Raw genomic sequence first — 18,396 nt, 5'->3', positions numbered from 1 at the left:
ATGGCTGCTGTTTACAAATTCAAACCGTACAACGTGGGCCGTTGGGTCATTTGGGGCCTGTTTGCCTTGGTGTTGTTGGCTGCGCCGCTGGTTTTCACCAGCAACCTGTCAGTGACCATGTTGGCTCAGATGGGCATTGCCATCATTGCCTGCCTGTCCTACAACATTTTGCTGGGCCAAGGCGGCATGCTGAGCTTTGGTCATGCGGTCTATACCGGCCTTGGCTCTTACATGGCGATTCATGCGCTCAATGCGGTGAGTGGCGGCAAGCTGCACATTCCTGTAAGTCTTTTGCCCATTGTGGGCGGCGTGGCAGGCATGGGCTTTGCCGTTTTGCTGGGCTGGGTGACCACCCGCAAATCGGGCACCCCGTTCGCCATGATCACACTGGGTGTGGCTGAGTTGGTGTTTGCCATGTCGCTAATGTTTTCCGAGTTTTTCGGGGGTGAGGCGGGCGTTTCCGGCAACCGGGTGGCGGGTGAGGCCTTTTTCGGCATCAACTATGGACCTCAAATTCAGGTGTATTACCTGATTGCCGTTTACACATTCGTCAGCGTCGCGCTCATGTTTGCATTCACGCAAACACCGCTGGGCCGCATTTTGAATGCGGTGCGCGACAACCCTGAACGTGTGGAGTTCATTGGGTACAACACGCAGCGTGTGCGCTACATGGCCTTCATCATCGCAGGCTTTTTTGCCGGCATCGCAGGAGGCTTGGGCGCCCTGAATTTTGAAATCGTGACCGCAGAAGTGGTGGGCGCAGGGCGTTCGGGCGCTTATTTGTTGTTCACCTTCTTGGGCGGCGCCACATTCTTCTTTGGCCCCATCATTGGCGCGATTTTGATGATCATTGCCTTTGTGTTGTTGTCCGAGTTGACCAAAGCTTGGCTGCTTTACCTCGGTTTGGTGTTCTTGTTCATGGTCATGTACGCCCCAGGTGGCATAGCCAGTTTGATCATGATGAACCTGCGGGTGGCCAAATTTGGCAAGTTGCGTCAGATCTGGACCAGTTACTTGGGGCTGGGTTTGACGGCCATTGTCATGCTGGCGGGCGCAGGGGCCATGATCGAGATGGTTTACCACCTGCAACTCAACACGGCCTTGGGTGACACAGTTAAATTCATGGGCGCCACTTTGAACGCCAAGAGTTTGGACAGCTGGTTTGGCTCGGCATTTGTCATGTTGACAGGCCTGGGCTTGTTTGAATTGGCTCGGCGACAGTTTGCTCGCGACTGGGGCGAAATTCAAACCGACATTGAAAAAGAAATCAAGCGCAGGGAGACCGCAGTATGAGTACCTACGCACTTGAGCTGAAAGACGTTCGAAAGAACTTTGGCAAAACTGAAATCATCCGAGGTGTGAATCTTGCGGTGTCTCCCGGTGAACGGGTGGCGGTGATTGGACCCAATGGCGCGGGTAAATCGACGCTGTTCAATTTGATCAGTGGCCGGTTTGGCCCGACCAGTGGCGATATTTTGTTGAATGGCCTAGCCATTCAGCACAAAACGCCTTACGAAATCAACCGCATGGGGCTCTCCCGCAGTTTTCAGATCACCAACATCTTCCCCAAGTTGAGTGTGTTTGAGAATCTCCGTTGCGCTGTCCTGTGGAGTCTTGGCTACAAGTACACCTTCTTCAAGTTTTTATCGGGCTTGAAAGACGCCAACGAGCGTACCGACCAGTTACTGGAAATGATCCGCTTGGACAAAAAGCGCGACGTGCTGGCGGTGAACCTCACCTATGCAGAACAACGTGCTTTGGAAATCGGCGTGACCATTGCTGGTGGTTCGGATGTGATTTTGCTGGATGAACCCACAGCGGGCATGAGCAAGAGCGAGACATCGCGGTTCATTCAGTTGATCAAAGAAGTCACGGTTGGCAAAACCTTGCTGACGGTGGAGCACGACATGGGTGTGGTGTTCGGCTTGGCCGACAAGATCGCGGTGGTGGTCTACGGCGAGGTGATTGCCTTTGACACGCCAGAGGCTGTGCGTGCCAACGCCAAAGTTCAAGAAGCCTACCTGGGCTCACCGGTTGCAGACAGCCAAGCAGGAGGCCATTGATGCTGCAGATAGACAACCTTCACGCTTATTACGGCAAAAGCCATGTTTTGCATGGTGTCGGTTTTGAGGTTGGGCAGGGCGAGATTGTGGCGCTGCTGGGACGCAATGGCTCTGGCCGATCGACCACCGCCAAGGCCATCATGGGTTTGGTGGAGTGCCAAGGGCGCATCGAGTGGAAAGGCCAGCCGATCCAAGGCAAAAAGGCTTATGAAATCGCGCACTTGGGGCTAGGCTATGTGCCCGAAAACAGAGACATCTTTCCTAAACTGACGGTGCACCAAAACCTGCAACTGGGTCAAAAGCGCAGTGGGAAGAATGGCCGCTGGTCTTTTGACGACATGTTTGCCATGTTCCCCCGTCTCAAAGAGCGTGAGCACACCGAGGCGGGTGTTTTGTCGGGTGGTGAGCAGCAAATGCTCACGCTCTGCCGCACGCTGATGGGCGATCCTGACCTGATCATCATCGATGAGCCAACCGAGGGATTGGCCCCCAAAATTGTGGAGTTGGTCGGTCAATACCTGCAAAGTTTGAAATCCAAAGGGGTTTCAGTCTTGCTGATTGAACAAAAGTTGACGATCGCCATGAGCATCTCTGATCGGGCTTTGGTCATGGGCCATGGGTCGATTGTTTTCCAGGGCACCCCCGACGAACTGCGTGCCAACACCTACATCCGCAAAGAGTGGCTCGAAGTTTGAGGCTTTCGAGTTTCTCTGTTGATTTTGCCGGTCTTGCTCACCGTCCCAAGGGCGACAAAAATATTCTTTTGACAGTGTTTTTTGTGTCTACAATGCCAAAAAACGAACGGTCGTTCTTTTTTAACTTTTCACGCAAAGGAAGTCCAGCATGACAGCTGAATACAAAGTCCACGGCGATGTCGCGGTCATCACCATGACGAACCCGCCGGTCAACGGCTTGGGTCTGTCCACCCGCGTCGGGATCACCGATGGGCTGGAAAAAGCCAACAACGATTCGGCTGTCAAAGCCATTGTCATCACCGGTGGTGGCAAAGCCTTCTCAGGCGGTGCGGACATCCGTGAATTCGGCTCGCCCAAAGCGATCCAAGAACCCAACTTGCTGAGCGTCATCCGCGCATGCGAAAACTCGGCCAAACCCGTTGTGGCCGCCATCCACTCCGTCGCCATGGGCGGTGGTCTGGAGTTGGCGTTGGGTTGCCATTACCGCATCGCAGCGCCAGGCACGTCGATTGCCTTGCCAGAAGTCAAGCTGGGCTTGATTCCTGGTGCTGGTGGCACGCAGCGTCTGCCGCGCGTGATCGGTGTGGAAGCAGCGCTGAACATGATCGTCAGTGGTGAAGCCATCAAGAGCGACATGCTGGCCATGTTGCCAGGTCAAAAGTTGTTCGATGCCATGGCGCAATCGGCTGAAACTTTGCCCGAAGAAGCGCTGGCCTTGGCTCGCAAAGTCGCCGCTGCGCACGCCGATGGCACCGCCTTGCCCTTGGTGCGCAATCTGCCTTGCAAACACGTTCAAGGCAATGCCTACTTCCAGTTTGCCCGCAACATGGTCAAGGGCATGGCCAAAAACCTGCCTGCACCAGCCAAGTGCGTGGATGCGGTCGAAGCAGCCACCAAGATGAAATTTGAAGATGGCATGGTCTTTGAGCGTGACATCTTCATGAACCTCATGTTGACGCCTGAAAGCCGTGCCCTGCGCCACATCTTCATGGCTGACCGTGCAGCCAGCAAGATCCCGGACGTGCCAGAAGACACGCCCAAGCGTGACATCAAGTCGATTGCTGTGATTGGTGCAGGCACCATGGGCGGTGGCATTTCGATGAACTTCTTGAACGCAGGCATCCCCGTCAAAATGCTGGAGATGAAGCAAGAAGCGCTGGACCGCGGCGTGGCCACCATCCGCAAGAACTACGAAGCCCAAGTCAAAAAAGGCAAGCTCAAGCCAGAGAAGTACGACGAGCGCATGGCTTTGTTGACCACCACTCTCAGCTACGACGACATCGGTCAGGCCGACTTGGTGATCGAGGCGGTGTTTGAGGAAATGGGTGTCAAAGAAGCCGTCTTCAAAGAACTGGACCGCGTGATGAAGCCTGGCGCGATTTTGGCCTCCAACACCTCCACACTCGATGTGAACAAAATCGCCAGCTTCACCAAGCGTCCTCAAGACGTGGTGGGCATGCACTTTTTCAGCCCCGCCAACGTGATGAAGCTGCTGGAAGTCGTGCGCGGCGCACAGACCGGCAAAGACGTGCTGGCCACGGTGATGGCCATCGGCAAGAAGATCAAGAAGACCTCCGTGGTTTCTGGCGTTTGCGATGGTTTCATCGGCAACCGCATGATCGAGCAGTACAGCCGCCAAGCTGGTTTCCTGATCGAGGAAGGCTGCACTCCCGCACAAGTGGACAAAGCCGTTGAAAAGTTTGGTTTTGCCATGGGCCCCTTCCGCATGGGTGACTTGGCAGGCAACGACATCGGTTGGGCGATTCGCAAGCGCCGTTACACCGAAAAGCCCAACCTCAAGTACAGCAAAACCGCTGACTTGTTGTGCGAAATGGGCCGTTACGGTCAAAAGACGGGCGCAGGCTGGTACGACTACCAAACCGGCAAGCGCGATGCGATTCCAAGTCCTGTGGTGGTCGAGATGATCGAAAAGCACCGCGCAGCCATCGGCATCACACCCCGCAAAATTTCTGACGAAGAAATCGTCCAGCGTTTGGTCTTTTCCTTGGTCAACGAGGCCGCTCATATCCTGGAAGAGGGCATTGCCAGCAAGGCCAGCGACATCGACATGGTGTACCTGACCGGTTACGGCTTCCCGCTCTGGCGCGGTGGCCCCATGATTTATGCGGACACCTTGGGCCTGTTCAACGTGGCTGAAGCCATGAAGCGCTTTGCCAAGAACCCCCACGACGACGCCCAATTCTGGCAACCCGCGCCTTTGTTGGCACGTTTGGTGGCCGAAGGCAAAACATTCAACTGATTTTTTAATTTTCGGAGAGCCGGTCATTGGGCCGGTTTCCCACATGAAAGGTTTTCATCATGACGAATGTAGTCATCGTTTCTACCGCACGCACACCTCTGGCCAAAAGCTGGAAAGGCGCTTTCAACATGACCCACGGCGCGACCTTGGGCGGACACGCGGTGCAACATGCCGTGGCACGCGCTGGCATTGATGCCGCCGAAGTCGAAGACGTGATCATGGGTTGTGCCACGCCCGAAGGCGCCACCGGTGCCAACATCGCCCGCCAAATCGCGCTCAAGGCTGGTCTGCCGATCTCGGTGTCGGGCATGACCGTGAACCGTTTTTGCTCTTCTGGCTTGCAAACCATTGCCTTGGCGGCTCAGCGCATCATTGCGGGTGAAGGTCAGGTTTATGTGGCTGGTGGTGTGGAAAGCATTTCTTGCGTCCAGCAGGAAATGAACACCCACATGATGCAAGACTTGGCCTTGGCCAAGCAAAAGCCCGAGATTTACTGGAACATGCTGCAAACTGCTGAGCAAGTGGCCAAGCGTTACAAAATCGGCCGCGACGTGATGGACGCCTACGGTGCGGCCAGCCAGCAAAAGGCTTGCGCCGCGCAAGCGGCAGGTTTGTTCAACGACGAGATCGCACCCATCACCGTCACGCAAGGCGTGATCGACAAGGTCATGGGCATGACCACCAAGCAAGTCACCGTGAGTGTGGACGAAGGCCTGCGCGAAGGCACCACCGTCGAAGCCATCAGCGGCCTGCGCTCGGCGCTGCCCGGTGGTTTGGTGTCGGCAGGCAATGCCAGCCAGTTTTCTGACGGCGCTGGTGCTTGCGTGTTGATGGATGAAAAATTGGCCGAGCAGCGTGGCATGAAGCCTCTGGGCCGTTTCCTCGGCTTTGCCGTGGCCGGTTGCGAGCCTGACGAAATGGGCATTGGCCCTGTGTATGCCGTGCCCAAAGCTTTGGCGCGATTGGGCCTGACCGTTCAGGACATCGACTTGTGGGAACTCAACGAAGCGTTTGCAGTACAGGTGCTGTACTGCCGCGACAAGCTGGGCATCCCCGCGGACCGCCTGAATGTCAACGGCGGCGCGATTGCTGTGGGTCACCCCTATGGTGTATCGGGCCAGCGCCTGACAGGTCACGCTCTGATCGAAGGCAAACGCCGTGGTGCCAAGCGGGTGGCGGTGACCATGTGCATTGGCGGCGGCATGGGTGCTTGCGGCATTTTTGAAGTGCTGTGATGCGCAAGCGCGTTGACAACTGATCAACGCGAAGGGCGGCTGGCTTGTGCCTGCCGCCTTTTTTTATGTTCTGAATCTGGATGAGTGTCATGAGCCTACGTCCCACCGTTGATTTTTTGCTGCACGAATGGCTGAAAGTCGAAAGCCTGCAAAGCCGCGAGCGCTTTGCCGACCACTCGCGTGAAACCTTTGACGCGGTGCTCGACACCTGCGAGCGCATTGCGCGCGATAAGTACGCTCCGTTCAACCGGCTGGTGGACACGCAGGAACCGCACTTTGACGGCGAAAAAGTCATCTTGCCGCAGGCCACACACGACGCCTACAAAGCCTACGCCGAGTCGGGCATGCTCAGCGCCGCGCAAGACTACGAAGTGGGCGGCATGCAGCTGCCCTACACGGTAGAAGCGGCTGCCAATGCTTTTTTTGCCATGGCCTCTGTCAGCATCGGCTCGGGCATGCTCACCAGCGGCAACGCCAATTTGCTCATGGTGCACGGCACCGAATTGCAAAAGCAGGTGTTTGCGGCCAACGAATTTTCGGGGCGCTTTTCGGGCACCATGTGCCTGTCTGAGCCGCAAGCAGGCTCCTCGCTCAGCGATGTGACCACCCGCGCCACGCCCGATGGCGCAGACTTTGAGGCCGACGCTTTGGGTGCCCGTTACCGCCTCAAGGGCAACAAAATGTGGATCTCTTCGGGCGAGCATGAACTCTCCGAGAACATCATCCATTTGGTCTTGGCCAAGATACCCGATGCCAATGGCCAGTTGGTGCCGGGCGTCAAAGGCATTTCGCTCTTCATCGTGCCCAAAAAGATGGTGGACACCCATGGACAGCTGACCGGCGAGCGCAACGATGTGGCGCTGGCGGGACTGAACCACAAATGCGGTTGGCGCGGCACCACCAACACGCTGCTGAATTTTGGCGAGGGCAAGTACCCTGTGCGAGGCGAGGCGGGAGCCGTGGGTTATCTCGTCGGCAAGCCCGGCGAAGGTCTGCGCTGCATGTTCCACATGATGAACGAAGCCCGCATCGGCGTGGGCATGGCCGCCACCATGCTGGGCATGGCCGGTTACTACGCAAGCTTGGACTACGCCAAAAACCGCCCGCAAGGCAGGCCCACAGGGGCAGGGGGCAAGGACGCCAGCCAACCCCAAGTGCGCATCATTGAGCACGCCGACATCAAGCGCATGCTGCTGGCCCAAAAAGCCTACAGCGAAGGCGCTCTGGCGCTGGCTTTGTACAGCGCCCGTCTTGTCGACGAACAGCACACGGGTACACCTGAAGACGCCGATGTGGCGCGCCTGTTGCTGGAAGTGCTCACGCCCATTGTGAAAAGCTTTCCGAGCGAGTGGTGCTTGGAGGCCAACAGCTTGGCCATCCAGATCCATGGCGGTTACGGCTACACCCGCGATTTCCCGGTGGAGCAGTACTGGCGCGACAACCGCTTGAACATGATCCACGAGGGCACCCACGGCATCCAGGCCATGGACCTGTTGGGCCGCAAGGTGTTGATGGAAAAAGGCAGGGGCCTGCAACTCTTGGCTGAGCGCATGCAGGCCACAGCCGCCAAAGCAGAGACCCATTGGGCACCCGAAGCGGCCGCTTTGCGCGATGCCTTGAAGCAAGTGGGCCAAGCCACCCAACAAGCTTGGGCTGGAGCCCAGCCTGCCGAGGCCCTGGCCAACGCCGTGCCGTATTTGCAAGCCTTTGGCCACACGGTGATCGCCTGGATCTGGCTGGATGTGGCCAACAGCCTGGGTGAAGACAACAGCCCCGCAGCCCAGGGCCGCCGCGCTGCATGCCGCTATTTTTTCCGATACGAATTACCCAAGATCGGGGCCTGGCTGAATGTGGTCAGCAGCCGCGACGCGACTTGTGCCGATTTGCCTGAGGATGCGTTTTGATGATCCGCCACATCGTGATGTGGAATTTGAAAGACCACGCTGAAGGGGCCGACAAGGCCGCTAACTTGGAAAAAGCCAAAGCCTTGTTGTTGTCGTGTTCACAAGTTGTGCCGGGTATCCGTGCGTTCGAAGTCGCCGCAGCGACGCCCGGCATGGACTGCACCCATGATTTGCTGCTCCACATGCTGGTGGATGACGCGCAGGTGCTAGCGGCTTACCAAAATCACCCTCAACATGTGGCCATCAAGCCTTTCATGAAAGCGGTGGTGCGAGAGCGCTGCTGCATGGATTTCATGGTTTGATTCGACGCCAATTCAACACGTTCAGCAATCAAGGATTTTTTCATGGCACGCACCACACAACAACTGTTTGATCTGACGGGTCAGGTCGCTTTGGTCACAGGCGGCTCACGCGGCTTGGGTTTGCAAATGGCCCACGCCTTGGGCGAAGCCGGTGCCAAGATCATGCTCAGTTCGCGCAAAGCCGCTGATCTGGAGCAAGCCGCTGCAGAGCTGCAAGCTGCGGGGATCGACGCCCGTTGGATCGCTGCCGACTGCGGCAAGGAAGAAGACATTCGTCGTTTGGCGGCTGAAACGATGGAGCGCATGGGGCACATCGACATTTTGGTCAACAACGCTGGCGCGACATGGGGCGCGCCCGCCGAAGAGCATCCGGTCGAAGCGTGGGACAAGGTGATGAATCTGAACGTTCGTGGCTATTTCATCCTTTCTCAGGAAATCGCCAAGCTGAGCATGATCCCGCGCGGCAAGGGCCGTATCCTGAATGTGGCCTCTATTGCGGGCTTGGCGGGCAACCCTTCCGAGATGAAAACCATCGCCTACAACACCTCCAAAGGTGCGGTGATCAACTTCACCCGTGCACTGGCGGGCGAGTGGGGCGAGCATGGCATCACCGTGAACGCCATTTGCCCCGGCTTTTTCCCCAGCAAGATGACCTATGGCTTGCTTGAGAAGCTGGGCGCTGACAAGATGGCTCAAGGTGCCCCTTTGCGCCGTTTGGGGGATGACGAAGACCTCAAAGGATTGGCTCTTTTGTTCGCATCTGACGCGGGCAAGCACATCACGGGTCAGTGGATGGCGGTTGATGGTGGCGTGAGCGCCATCATTGGCGGTTGAGCACCGGAGCCAGGCTGTCCATGAGCATTCCTTTTGGCGCCAACATTCCGTTTGTTCATCATCTGGGGTTCACGCTTGAAAAATTTGAAGGCGGGGAGTCCGAGTTGTTTTTCGCACCACGCGCTGAGCATCACAACTCATTTGATGTCACCCATGGTGGCGCGGTCATGACCCTCCTGGATGTGGTCATGGCTACTGCCGCACGCAGCGTTGAGCAGAACATGGGCGTGGTCACCATCGAGATGAAGACCAGCTTCATGCGTCCTGCCAAGGTGCCACCAGGCGAAAAGCTGGTGGGCCGTGGTCTGCTTCAGCACCGAACCCGAAGCATGGCCTTTACAGAAGGTCGAATCTATGACAACGAAGGACAGCTGTGCGCCATGGCCACAGGTACTTTCAAATATGTGGCTCGGCGTGAAGAAAAAAGCCCATCCACAGATTGACCTTGCCTCACAAAATTCATTCACACATCACCCACTGGAGATTTTTTCATGACACTCAACCACCAAATCGTGCTCGACAACCGCCCCCAAGGCGAAGCCACTGTGGCCAACTTCAAGTTGATCGAGGCGCCCATCCCCGCTTTGCAAGAGGGCCAAGTGCTGGTCAAGCACCACTTCATGAGCTTGGACCCTTACATGCGCGGCCGCATGAACGAGAGCAAAAGCTACGCCGTACCCCAACCCTTGGGCCAAGTCATGATTGGCGGCACGGTGGGTGAAGTGGTGGACAGCCAGCACCCCAAATTCAAAACCGGTGACCAAGTGGTCGGCATGGGCGGCTGGCAAGAGTACAGCGTGGTCGATGCCAATGTGTTGGGCGCACTGCGCAAGGTTGACACCACCCATGTGCCCTTGTCCCACTACTTGGGCGCCGTGGGCATGCCCGGCGTGACCGCTTGGTATGGCCTGGTCAAAATCATCAACCCCAAAGCAGGTGAGACCGTCACCGTGAGCGCGGCCAGCGGCGCAGTGGGCAGTGCTTATGGCGCACTGGCCAAGGCCCGTGGCTGCCGCGTGGTCGGCATTGCGGGCGGCAAAGACAAATGCGACTACGTTGTCAACGAGCTGGGCTTTGATGCCTGCATCGACTACAAGGAACACAAGGATTACCTGAGCCTGTCCAAAGCACTGCGCGAAGCTTGCCCCAATGGCATCGACGGCCACTTCGAAAATGTGGGGGGCATGGTTTTGGACGCTGTGATGCTGCGCACCAACGCGTTCGCCCGCATTGCGGTGTGCGGCATGATCGCGGGCTACGATGGCGCACCGCTGCCCATGGCCAACCCGGCGCTGATTTTGGTCAACCGCATGAAGATCGAAGGCTTCATCGTCAGCGAGCACATGGAAGTCTGGCCAGAAGCCCTGCAAGAACTCGGCACCTTGGTGGGCACCGGCAAACTGCGCCCCCGCGAATCCGTGGCGCAAGGTTTGGCCGCTGCGCCTGAGGCTTTCCTGGGTTTGCTTAAAGGTAAGAACTTCGGCAAACAATTGGTCAAGCTGATCTGAGGCCAAGCGCATGTCCGACCTGATCCTGCACCACTACCCGACCTCTCCGTTTGCTGAAAAAGTTCGGCTGATTTTGGGCTACAAGCAGCTGCCTTGGAAGAGCGTGTTCATCCCGATGATCATGCCCAAGCCGGATTTGACGGCGCTCACGGGTGGCTACCGCAAAACCCCGGTGCTGCAGATCGGCGCGGACATTTACTGCGACACCGCACTGATCTGCGATGTGCTGGAGCAACTGGCCCCCAAGCCCACGATCTTTCCGGACGCTGTCAAAGGCGCTGCCCGCATCGTGACGCAATGGGCTGACAGTGCTTTGTTCACCGCAGCCATGGCCTACAACTTTCAGCCTGCGGGCGTGGCGCAAGTCTTTGCTGGCGCTCCCGCTGAAGGCGTGCAAGCCTTTGTGGCTGATCGCACCGCCATGCGCAGTGGCGCGGCGCGCATGTCGCCCACAGACGCTGCCGCCACCTACAAAAGTTACCTGCGGCGCATCGCCAACATGCTGCACGGTCAAGACTTTGTGTTGGGCGCGCAGCCCTGCGTGGCCGACTTCGCGGCTTATCACCCGCTCTGGTTCACTCAGGAGCGAACGCCTGCTTTGGCGGGCATTCTGGACGCCACACCCGAAGTCAAAACCTGGATGGCGCGCATCAAGGCCATCGGTCACGGTGCTCCCGGCAAATGCAGTGGCGAAGAAGCCTTGCAAGTGGCCCGCGGCTCATCGCCTGCCCCTGTGCAAGGCGAAGTTTTCCAAGACGAGCACGGCATCGCACTGGGCAGTCAGGTGGTGATTGCCGCCGATAACTTCGGCCTTGAGCCGACACAGGGTGAGTTGGTGGCCGCGACCCGCACCCGCTATACGCTGCGCCGCACAGACGAACGTGCGGGCACCGTCCATGTCCATTTCCCGCGTGTCGGGTTCACACTCAAAAAGGTTTCCCCATGATCGACAACTTCAAAGGCAAAACGGCCGTATTGACTGGCGCAGGCTCCGGCTTCGGGTTGGAATGCGCTCGCATTGGCGCCAAACTGGGCATGAACTTGGTATTGGTGGATGTGCAGCAAGACGCCCTCGACAAAGCCGCCGCCGAAATGACTGCCCAAGGCGCGCAGGTGCTGGCCCGCAAGGTCGACGTGGCCAATGCTCATGCGATGGAACAACTGGCCGCTGACGTCAAAGCCCGTTTTGGCGCACCACACTTTGTGTTTAACAACGCAGGCGTGGGGGCAGGGGGCTTGGTTTGGGAAAACTCGGTGGCCGACTGGGAATGGGTGCTGGGCGTCAACCTTTGGGGCGTCGTGCACGGCGTGCGTTTGTTCACCCCCATGATGCTCGAAGCCGCCAAGGCCGATCCGGCTTACCAAGGCCACATCGTCAACACCGCCAGCATGGCCGGTTTGCTCACGCCCCCCAATATGGGCATTTACAACGTGAGCAAACACGCGGTCGTGTCGCTGACCGAAACGCTTTACCAAGACCTGCACTTGGTGTCCGACCAAGTCAGTGCCAGTGTGTTGTGCCCTTACTTTGTGCCCACAGGCATCAGCCAGAGCCACCGCAACCGCCCTGCGGACCTCGCCGCTGACAAGCCTACGGCCAGCCAGTTGATCGGCCAAGCGCAAAGCGACAAAGCGGTGGGCAGTGGCAAAGTGTCAGCCGCCGATGTGGCGCAAAAGGTGTTTGATGCTGTCGCCAAAGATCAGTTCTACATTTACAGCCACCCACAAGCCTTGGGCAACGTACAAAGCCGAATGGAAGCGATCGTTCAGGGCATCAACCCGCCAGATCCGTTTGCAGCCAAACCCGAAGTGGGTGAGGGATTGCGTAAAGCCTTGCGCGAGGCCAAAACTTAAATCGATCAGCGGTGGAACCGGCCCTCAAAGCAGTGCCGGACTTCATGGCCCAGGGCCACATGCGTGGGCTTGGGGCCAGTGATCACAATGCATTCTTGCTTGGGAACATCCCAGACAGCACAGGCCACTGGGGGGGTGATGTAGGCCTGTTCCTTGCCCATCTGGATGGCTTTGGCACAGACTTGGGCCACGTCTTCACGCACTTCCCAGCGGATGCGCACTTCGTTCATGAGGCGTTTTTCAACCGGCAGGGGTTTGAACGGCTCGTATTCATGCGCAGGCAAGTTGCCTGGCAGGGTTTGGCAACCGGCCAACGAGCCAAACACAAGTGTCATCACAAGCCATGCAGCTTTACGGTGGTGATTGATTGAACCCATTGACACGCTCCCACGAAATTACTTTTAATGTCAAAACTGTTTATTTATGATTATTTTACAGATTTAACGTCTTCGAATGTAATTTTTTACTGTTACGACAGGAGTGTTATCAATATTGGCAGTTTTACAACGCTCGAATGGGTGCGTTCAAGCTGTCCAGGCGACAACACCCTGTGGCAAACTTGCTCGCTTTCCTTCTAGAGATGTAATCTGAGACATGCAGAAAATCCTGGCCCAACTGGCCGCAGAAATCCGTATCCGCCCCGACCAGGTCAAAACTGCCGTGGAATTGCTCGACGGTGGTGCCACTGTCCCCTTCATCGCCCGTTACCGCAAAGAAGTCACGGACGGGCTGGACGACATCCAGTTGCGAGAACTGGAAGCACGACTGGCTTATCTGCGCGAGTTGGAAGACCGCAGGGCAGCGGTCATCAAAAGCATCACCGAGCAGGGCAAGATGACCCCCGAGTTGCTGGCCGCCATCGTCGCCGCGCCCACCAAACAAGAGCTGGAAGACCTGTATTTGCCCTTCAAGCCCAAGCGTCGTACCAAGGGCATGATTGCCCGCGAAGCTGGGCTGGAGCCCTTGGCTGACAAGCTGTTTGCAGACCCGACACTCGACCCCCACGCCGAAGCCCAAGCCTTTGTACTGCCTGCAGGCGCCATCGAGGGCGCTGACTTCACCACCACCACCGCCGTGCTGGACGGTGTGCGTGATTTGCTGAGCGAGCGCTGGGCCGAAGACGCGTCTTTGGTGCAAGCCCTGCGCGAATGGCTGTGGAACGAAGGCCTGTTCAAAAGCAAACTGGCCGACGGCAAGGACGAGAACAACGCCGACGTGGCCAAGTTCCGCGACTACTTTGACTACGACGAGCCGATTGGCCGCGTGCCCAGCCATCGCGCTTTGGCCGTATTCCGTGGTCGCGCATTGGAAATGCTGGACGCCAAGCTGGTTCTTCCTGTTGAACCCGAGCCGGGCAAGCCCAGCATCGCTGAAGGCAAGATCGCCATGCACCTGGGCTGGAGCCATGCGGCGCGCCCCTCGGACGACCTGATCCGCAAATGCGTGGCATGGACCTGGCGCGTGAAACTGAGCCTGTCGACCGAACGCGACCTGTTCACCCGCTTGCGTGAAGAGGCTGAAAAAGTCGCCATCAAGGTCTTTTCAGACAACCTGCGCGACCTGCTGCTGGCCGCGCCCGCGGGTCCCCGTGTGGTCATGGGTCTGGACCCGGGCATCCGCACAGGCGTGAAAGTGGCTGTGGTGGATGCGACGGGCAAGCTGGTGGACACCTCCACGGTCTACCCACACGAGCCCCGCAAGGACTGGGAAGGTTCGCTCTTCACCCTGGCCAAGCTCTGCGAAAAGCACAACGTCAACTTGATCGCCATTGGCAACGGCACCGCTAGCCGCGAAACCGACAAACTGGCGGGCGACCTGATCAAGCAACTGGCCCGCCTGCGTGATGGCGTGGAAATTCAAAAAGCCGTGGTCAGCGAGGCAGGTGCTTCGGTGTACTCCGCCAGCGAATTCGCCAGCCAAGAAATGCCCGACGTGGACGTGAGCCTGCGCGGCGCGGCATCCATTGCCCGCCGCTTGCAAGACCCCTTGGCAGAGTTGGTCAAGATCGACCCCAAAGCGATTGGTGTGGGTCAGTACCAGCACGACGTGAACCAGAGCGAACTGGCTAAAACGCTGGACGCGGTGGTGGAAGACTGCGTGAACTCGGTGGGCGTGGACCTGAACACGGCCAGTGTGCCGCTGCTCACCCGTGTGTCGGGCCTGTCAGCCAGCGTGGCCAAATCGGTCGTGCGCTGGCGCGATGCCCATGGCGTGTTCAAAACCCGCCAGGATTTGCTCAAAGTGACCGGCTTGGGGGCCAAGACCTTCGAACAAAGCGCGGGCTTTTTGCGCATCCGTGGCGGTGACAACCCGCTGGACATGACCGGCGTTCACCCCGAAACCTACCCGGTTGTCGAGCAAATCATCGTCAAAACCGCCAAGCCGATTCAAGAGATCATGGGCCGCTCGGACGTTTTGAAATCCCTCAAGCCCGAACTGTTTGCCAACGACAAGTTCGGTGCTATCACCATCAAAGACATCCTGGGTGAGCTGGAAAAACCCGGCCGCGACCCGCGCCCCGACTTCAAAGTGGCCCGCCTGGCCGACGGCGTGGAAGACATCAAAGACCTGAAAGAGGGCATGACACTCGAAGGCACCGTGAGCAACGTCGCCCAGTTTGGCGCTTTTGTCGATTTGGGTGTGCACCAGGATGGCCTGGTCCATGTGAGCCAGTTGGCCAACAAGTTCGTAACCGACGCCCGCGAAGTGGTCAAGACCGGTGACATCGTCAAAGTGAAGGTGCTCGAAGTCGATGTGGCCCGCAAGCGCATCAGCTTGACCATGAAGCTGGACGCTGCGCCTGCCCGGCGCGATGCCCCGAGAGACAACAAGTTTGAAGGGGCAGGGCGCGACAACCGGCCGCGTGGTGGTGGTTCAGGTGGTGGTTACACCTCGCCCCCTGCTCCAGGTTCGGGCTCTGCCATGGCCAGCGCCTTTGCCAAGCTGCAGGGCCTCAAGAAGTAACACCCATGCAGGCCCTCCACATCCACGCTGGCCCCAAGGCGCTCGCCCACATCCGTGAGCACGGTCTGAGGCCCGAGCACATTGGTGTCATTCCTGCTGCGGCCGGTGGCCCCAAAGGTTTGATCCTCGGGCCTTTGGATCGGTTCATTTTTGGCGAATGGCTGACCCAAAGTCAGCAGCCTGTGGACCTGGTGGGCGCATCGATTGGTGCGTGGCGCATGTCCACCGCCTGCCTCGATGACCCGGTGGCCGCGTTTGAGAGGTTAGAGCACGACTACATTCACCAGCACTACGAACCGCTGCCGGGCAATAAGCGCGTCACGGCCATGCAGGTGAGCGAGGCCTTTGGACAAAGCCTGCAAGCCTTTTATGGCGGACGCGTCGACCAAGCGCTTCGCCACCCGCGTTACCGCCTGCACATCGTCACTTCGCGCGGGCGGCACATCCTGCACCGCGAGCACCCGGTGGCCACGCCGCTAGGTTATGCCGGGGCCTACCTCAGCAATGCCGTCAGCCGCCGGGCGCTGGGTGGCTGGCTGGAGCGGGTGGTGTTTTCTGCGCAAGGCGCGGCCTTGCCCTTTGACGCACAAGATTTTCGCACCCGCGCTGTGGAACTGACCGAGGGCAACTTCATGCCCGCGCTGCAGGCCAGCTGCTCGATCCCATTTGCCCTGAAAGCCGTGCACGACATCCCCGGCGCACCCGCTGGCGCCTATTGGGACGGCGGCATCACCGACTACCACCTGCACCTGAACTGGACTGCACCCACCCAAGGCTCCGAACGCGCCATCGTGCTGTACCCGCATTTCCAGCAAAACGTGGTGCCCGGCTGGCTCGACAAAGCGCTCAAGTGGCGGCACGGCGCGACGCCGTTTTTGGACAACACCATCGTGTTGGCACCCAACCCTGAATGGGTCAAAACCTTGCCAAATGGCAAATTGCCTGACCGCAAGGATTTCATGACCTACGATCGCGATTTGCAGGGGCGCGTCAAGGTGTGGAACGCGGCGACACGGGCCAGTCAGCAATTGGCAGAAGAGTTCAGCCACTGGTTGCAAAATCCCTCTTCTTCAATCGTTCAGCCTCTCTAGGGATTTCTCATGTCTCAAGCCTATGTCGTCGGTCAAATGACTGTGAAAAACCCCGAAAAGTGGGGCCAATACCGATCGCAGGTTTTGGCGACCTTGCTGCCTTTTAGAGGAGAACTGGTTTTTCGGGGGGAGCAGGTTAAGGCCTTTTCTGGTGTTTGCTCGCACCCCGACATCGTGGTGATTCGTTTCCCTTCGCTGCAGGATGCCGAGGGCTGGCATGGTTCTGCAGCCTACCAAGCCCTGATTCCTTTGCGTCAAGAGGCAGCTGACGTTGTTTTGGTCACTTATGCCGCATGACCCTTCTAACAAAGTGGATAATTACGGCATGTTGACCGAAACCCTTTTCCTGACCGCCGCCCTCTATAAATTCGTTGATTTGCCCGATTTCGAGGCGCTTCAAGCCCCTTTGCAAGACTGTTGTGAAGCGAACGAGGTCAAGGGCACCTTGCTCTTGGCGCACGAAGGCATCAACGGCACGATTGCCGGACCTGAAAACGGCATCCGCGCTGTGTTGGCGTTTTTGCGGGCCGATCCGCGCCTGGCCAGCTTGGTGCACAAAGAGTCGTGGAGCCCCAAGCCGCCGTTCACCCGCATGAAGGTCAAGCTCAAAAAAGAGATCGTCACTTTGCGCGTGCCCGAGCTGGACCCGAACAAGACCGTGGGCCAGTACGTCAAGCCTGCCGACTGGAATGCCTTGTTGGCCGACCCCGACGTGGTCGTGATCGATACACGCAACGACTACGAGGTGGCCATTGGCACCTTCAAGGGCGCAATCAATCCGAACCTCAAGAACTTTGTGCAGCTGCCCGCCTGGCTGGATTCCCAGCCCCACTTGCAGGGCGATGCCGCCAAAAAGACCAAGGTGGCCATGTTCTGCACGGGTGGCATTCGCTGTGAGAAATCTACCGCGCTCATGAAAATGCGAGGCTTTGACGAGGTCTACCACCTCGAAGGCGGCATCCTCAAATACCTGGAAGAGATTCCACCTGAACAAAGCACCTGGGAGGGTGAGTGCTTTGTGTTTGACGAGCGCGTGAGCGTAGGTCACGGGCTTGGCGTGGGTAGCCATGAACTGTGCCGCTCCTGCCGCTGGCCTTTGAGCGAGCAGGACAAGCAGTCGCCGAACTACGTGCTGGGCGTGAGTTGCGACCACTGCCACGACCAGCGCACACCCGAGCAAAAGGTCAAACTGGCCGAGCGCCAGCGCCAGGTCGAGCTGGCCGAGGCCCGGGGCGAGATCCATGTGGGGGCCAAGATGCCCCATCACGACGCGCCCTGAACCCTCATCGCCGATGAGCGACTTCATTCCCTTTGTGCAGGAGTTGTTGGAAGATTGGGCCCCCGTGTCGGCCCGCCGCATGTTTGGCGGGCTGGGCCTGTACCACGAGGGCCTGATGTTTGCCATCGTCATGAACAACCGGCTTTATCTGAAAGTGGACGACCTCAACCGCCCAGAGTTTGAAGCCCTAGGCCTCACGCCTTTCACATACCCTATGAAGGGCAAAGACGTCGCGCTGTCCTACTGGACTGCACCCGATGCAATTTTTGATGAGCCCACAGAGGCAGTGCGTTGGGCTCGCTCAGCGTGGGATGCGGCAGCGAGAGCCTATTTGGCCAAAGCGCAGGCGAAAGAGAGAGCCAAAGCCCGTTCTCAATCACGCGCTGCCCGCAGATTTCAATGAGCTG

General features: G+C 58.2%; 18 protein-coding genes. 17 read left to right on the top strand and 1 reads right to left on the bottom strand.

Annotated features, from left to right (window positions below; genetic code table 11):
• The 12 genes from SWE17_RS01075 to SWE17_RS01020 all read left to right on the top strand — a co-directional run bounded on the left by SWE17_RS01075 (window position 1) and on the right by SWE17_RS01020 (window position 12,655).
• A complete protein-coding gene (locus tag SWE17_RS01075) occupies window positions 1-1,293 on the top strand; it encodes a branched-chain amino acid ABC transporter permease (protein ID WP_322991289.1) in 1,293 nt (430 codons plus the stop codon).
• Window positions 1,290-2,063 carry an ABC transporter ATP-binding protein gene (locus SWE17_RS01070; protein ID WP_322991288.1) on the top strand — a complete coding sequence of 258 codons (774 nt, stop codon included), beginning with the start codon at window positions 1,290-1,292 and terminating at the stop codon, window positions 2,061-2,063. Before SWE17_RS01075 ends, SWE17_RS01070 begins: the two co-directional genes overlap by 4 nt.
• Window positions 2,063-2,758, top strand: coding sequence for an ABC transporter ATP-binding protein (locus tag SWE17_RS01065; RefSeq protein WP_322991287.1), 696 nt, complete (start codon window positions 2,063-2,065; stop codon window positions 2,756-2,758). Before SWE17_RS01070 ends, SWE17_RS01065 begins: the two co-directional genes overlap by 1 nt.
• Window positions 2,759-2,906: 148 nt before the next feature.
• Window positions 2,907-5,018 carry a 3-hydroxyacyl-CoA dehydrogenase NAD-binding domain-containing protein gene (locus SWE17_RS01060; RefSeq protein ID WP_322991286.1) on the top strand — a complete coding sequence of 704 codons (2,112 nt, stop codon included), beginning with the start codon at window positions 2,907-2,909 and terminating at the stop codon, window positions 5,016-5,018.
• 59 nt (window positions 5,019-5,077) lie between these two features.
• Window positions 5,078-6,253: an acetyl-CoA C-acyltransferase gene (locus tag SWE17_RS01055; protein WP_322991285.1), complete on the top strand. Its 1,176-nt coding sequence runs from the start codon at window positions 5,078-5,080 to the stop codon at window positions 6,251-6,253.
• Window positions 6,254-6,342: 89 nt separating this feature from the next.
• Window positions 6,343-8,157 carry an acyl-CoA dehydrogenase gene (locus SWE17_RS01050; RefSeq protein ID WP_322991284.1) on the top strand — a complete coding sequence of 605 codons (1,815 nt, stop codon included), beginning with the start codon at window positions 6,343-6,345 and terminating at the stop codon, window positions 8,155-8,157.
• Window positions 8,157-8,459, top strand: a complete 303-nt coding sequence (locus tag SWE17_RS01045) for a Dabb family protein (RefSeq protein ID WP_322991283.1) — start codon at window positions 8,157-8,159, stop codon at window positions 8,457-8,459. Before SWE17_RS01050 ends, SWE17_RS01045 begins: the two co-directional genes overlap by 1 nt.
• Window positions 8,460-8,501: 42 nt before the next feature.
• Complete coding sequence (locus SWE17_RS01040) at window positions 8,502-9,293, top strand: SDR family oxidoreductase (RefSeq protein ID WP_322991282.1); 792 nt, start codon at window positions 8,502-8,504, stop codon at window positions 9,291-9,293.
• A 20-nt stretch (window positions 9,294-9,313) separates the two neighbouring features.
• Entirely contained in the window at window positions 9,314-9,736 is a 423-nt protein-coding gene (locus tag SWE17_RS01035; protein ID WP_322991281.1) for a PaaI family thioesterase, read from the top strand.
• Between the two features lie 48 nt (window positions 9,737-9,784).
• A complete protein-coding gene (locus SWE17_RS01030) occupies window positions 9,785-10,801 on the top strand; it encodes an NADP-dependent oxidoreductase (protein WP_322991280.1) in 1,017 nt (338 codons plus the stop codon).
• A gap of 10 nt (window positions 10,802-10,811) precedes the next feature.
• Entirely contained in the window at window positions 10,812-11,747 is a 936-nt protein-coding gene (locus SWE17_RS01025; protein ID WP_322991279.1) for a glutathione S-transferase family protein, read from the top strand.
• The gene (locus tag SWE17_RS01020; RefSeq protein WP_322991278.1) at window positions 11,744-12,655 is read left to right on the top strand and encodes an SDR family oxidoreductase; all 912 of its coding nucleotides are present in this window, start codon (window positions 11,744-11,746) and stop codon (window positions 12,653-12,655) included. Before SWE17_RS01025 ends, SWE17_RS01020 begins: the two co-directional genes overlap by 4 nt.
• Before the next feature lie 5 nt (window positions 12,656-12,660).
• Here SWE17_RS01020 and SWE17_RS01015 read toward each other — a convergent pair whose 3' ends face one another.
• Window positions 12,661-12,990: a hypothetical protein gene (locus SWE17_RS01015; protein ID WP_322991277.1), complete on the bottom strand. Its 330-nt coding sequence runs from the start codon at window positions 12,988-12,990 to the stop codon at window positions 12,661-12,663.
• A 259-nt stretch (window positions 12,991-13,249) separates the two neighbouring features.
• Between SWE17_RS01015 and SWE17_RS01010 the strand changes: the two genes are divergently transcribed.
• The 5 genes from SWE17_RS01010 to SWE17_RS00990 are packed head-to-tail and all read left to right on the top strand — an operon-like array spanning window position 13,250 to window position 18,392.
• Window positions 13,250-15,619: a Tex family protein gene (locus SWE17_RS01010; RefSeq protein WP_322991276.1), complete on the top strand. Its 2,370-nt coding sequence runs from the start codon at window positions 13,250-13,252 to the stop codon at window positions 15,617-15,619.
• A gap of 5 nt (window positions 15,620-15,624) precedes the next feature.
• Complete coding sequence (locus SWE17_RS01005; RefSeq protein WP_322991275.1) at window positions 15,625-16,710, top strand: phospholipase; 1,086 nt, start codon at window positions 15,625-15,627, stop codon at window positions 16,708-16,710.
• A 9-nt stretch (window positions 16,711-16,719) separates the two neighbouring features.
• Complete coding sequence (locus tag SWE17_RS01000; RefSeq protein ID WP_322991274.1) at window positions 16,720-17,007, top strand: DUF1330 domain-containing protein; 288 nt, start codon at window positions 16,720-16,722, stop codon at window positions 17,005-17,007.
• Between the two features lie 28 nt (window positions 17,008-17,035).
• On the top strand, window positions 17,036-17,989 hold the full coding sequence (locus SWE17_RS00995; RefSeq protein WP_322991273.1) for a rhodanese-related sulfurtransferase: 954 nt from the start codon (window positions 17,036-17,038) through the stop codon (window positions 17,987-17,989).
• A 13-nt stretch (window positions 17,990-18,002) separates the two neighbouring features.
• Entirely contained in the window at window positions 18,003-18,392 is a 390-nt protein-coding gene (locus SWE17_RS00990; protein WP_322991272.1) for a TfoX/Sxy family protein, read from the top strand.
• Window positions 18,393-18,396: the final 4 nt, after the last annotated feature.

Source organism: Limnohabitans sp. (genome assembly GCF_034680285.1).
Classification (GTDB): domain Bacteria; phylum Pseudomonadota; class Gammaproteobacteria; order Burkholderiales; family Burkholderiaceae_C; genus Limnohabitans_A.
Note: the sequence above shows the minus strand (reverse complement) of the source record. Positions and strands in the feature narration are given on the sequence as shown.